Origin of the sequence: Lysobacter sp. 1R34A (assembly GCF_051217035.1) — a bacterium.
Classification (GTDB): domain Bacteria; phylum Pseudomonadota; class Gammaproteobacteria; order Xanthomonadales; family Xanthomonadaceae; genus Lysobacter.
On the sequence record NZ_JBPKJP010000194.1, the window covers coordinates 1 to 2,203 of the forward strand.

At 68.5% G+C, this 2,203-nt stretch carries 4 protein-coding genes; all 4 read left to right on the forward strand.

What is annotated here, in order from left to right:
• The coding region (locus tag ACSAMQ_RS20430; protein ID WP_435397414.1) for an RsmD family RNA methyltransferase at window positions 1-291 on the forward strand (291 nt) is incomplete at its 5' end.
• Between the two features lie 91 nt (window positions 292-382).
• Window positions 383-886: a pantetheine-phosphate adenylyltransferase gene (gene coaD / locus ACSAMQ_RS20435; RefSeq protein ID WP_435397415.1), complete on the forward strand. Its 504-nt coding sequence runs from the start codon at window positions 383-385 to the stop codon at window positions 884-886.
• 61 nt (window positions 887-947) lie between these two features.
• Window positions 948-1,442: a hypothetical protein gene (locus tag ACSAMQ_RS20440; protein WP_435397416.1), complete on the forward strand. Its 495-nt coding sequence runs from the start codon at window positions 948-950 to the stop codon at window positions 1,440-1,442.
• A 378-nt stretch (window positions 1,443-1,820) separates the two neighbouring features.
• Window positions 1,821-2,069 carry a YfhL family 4Fe-4S dicluster ferredoxin gene (locus ACSAMQ_RS20445; RefSeq protein WP_435397417.1) on the forward strand — a complete coding sequence of 83 codons (249 nt, stop codon included), beginning with the start codon at window positions 1,821-1,823 and terminating at the stop codon, window positions 2,067-2,069.
• Window positions 2,070-2,203: the final 134 nt, after the last annotated feature.

Consider the following 2,203-nt stretch of genomic DNA (forward strand, 5'->3'; position numbering starts at 1 on the left):
GGCGAGGCCGCCAGCGTGGCCCAGGCCGACGCCCTGGCCTGGCTGGCGGCGCAGCCGCGCGCCGGCGAGGGTGCGCCGGGCTTCGACCTGGCCTTCGTCGACCCGCCGTTCGCGGCCGGCTTATGGAACACGGTGTGGCCGGCCTTGTTGCCGACGCTGGCGCCTTCGGCCTGGCTGTACGTCGAATCGCCGGCGCAGGCGGGGATCGATCTGCCCGGCGACTGGCTGCTGCATCGCGAAGGCGCCACCCGCGAGGTCCGCTACGCCGTGTACCGCCGCCTGGCGCCGTGACCGGGCCCGGCAGGCGGCTGCTACACTGCGCCGCATCCGGCGGGGGCGGCCTTTCCCGCTCCCCGTCATTCCAGCAGCGAACGACCATCGAATGAGCTCGGCCCGCAACCGAATCGCCGTCTATCCCGGCACGTTCGACCCGATCACCAACGGTCACATCGACCTGGTAGACCGCGCCGCCCCGTTGTTCGAACGCCTGATCATCGGCGTGGCCGAAAGCCCGGGCAAAGGGCCGGCGCTGCCGCTCAAGACCCGGGTCGAACTGGCCCGCAAGGCGGTCGCCCACCAGCCCAACGTCGAGGTGCGCGGGTTCGACTCGCTGCTCGCGCATTTCGTCGCCCAGGTCGGCGGCGGGGTGCTGCTGCGCGGGCTGCGCGCGGTGTCCGACTTCGAATACGAATTCCAGCTGGCGAGCATGAACCGGCACCTGATCCCGGAGGTCGAGACCCTGTTCCTGACCCCGGCCGAGCAGTACGGCTTCATCTCGTCCTCGCTGGTGCGCGAAATCGCCCGCCTCGGCGGCGACGTCTCCGGCTTCGTGCCGCCGGCCGTGGTCGACGCGCTGCAGGCCGAATGGCAACGCAACAAACACTGATCGCCGAACACAGATCACCGAACAAACACAGATCACCAAACAAATACCCAAGGGGCAAACGATGAAAACTTCCTCCCGCCTGCTGCTGATCGCCTGCCTGGCGCTGCCGTTCGTGGCCGCCTGCCAGAAAGAGGAGAAGAAGGAAGCCGCGGCCGAGACCGCCGCGCTGCCGGCGCCGAAGACCAGCGACGAAAACGCCTGGAACGCCTACCTGACCGACGTCGTCCAGCGCAATCTCGACGGCGTCAGCGGCAGCACCTACGTCTACGTGCTGCCGGCGCCGGAAGCGCCGACCTTCCAGGGCGACTACGAGCGCATGCTCGAAAAGGCCCAGACCGACCTGTCGCGCGGCATCCTCGAAGGCAACCTGGTCGCGTTCGGCTCGCCGAATTCGGCCAAGACCGCCGACCTGGTCGTCGCTTCGTTCGCCAAGGTCGAGCCGACCACGATGAAGGGCGTCAAGTTCATCTTCATCGGCGACGCCGCCGACAACGAGCGGGTCAAGGCCGCGGTGGCACCGTCGTCGGTCAACTACGTGTTCGTCGAAGCCAAGTGATCCATCCGCCCGGCCGCTGAGCCGGCCGGGACCATCCGGGGCGCCTGGCGCCGGCCGGAGCTGTATCCATTCGGGCCGCATCTGCGGCCCGAATCTATTCCAGGCCCTGGGCCGCGTATGCGGCCCGAATCTTTTCGAAACCCCGGCCGCATCCGCGGCCCGAGTCTTTCCAGCCATGAGCCGCACAATCGGCCCGGATCGTCAGGCCTGCCGCCGTCCGCACCGCCATGCGGGCAGGCAGGGCCTCCTGCATATTCACGGCCCATGCCCGCGGCACGCAGCATCCCGGCGCTCGGCTATGCCGGCGGACGCCCAGGCCCTACACTGCGAGCTCCATGCCGGCAATGCGACCCCGCGGCTCGCCGGCGACCAGTGCCCATGTCGCTCAAGATCAACGAACTCTGCGTCAACTGCGACGTCTGCGAGCCAGCCTGCCCGAACCAGGCCATCTCCCAGGGCGAAACGATCTATGTGATCGACCCGGCGCGTTGCACCGAATGCGTCGGGCATTACGACGAACCACAATGCGTGGTCGTTTGTCCGGTCGAATGCATCGACCCGGACCCCAACCACGTCGAATCCGAGCCGCAATTGCTGGACAAGCTGCGGCGTCTACAGCAGGAGTGAACACGATGCGCAAGGCGTTGCGGCTGCGGGCCGGTCTGAAGTCTCCCATCTGCCTGATGGCCACGCTGCTGCTGATCGCCTCGCCCGCGCTGGGCGCCGACGGCGGCGCACGCGCGCCGGCACGCAGCGCAGCG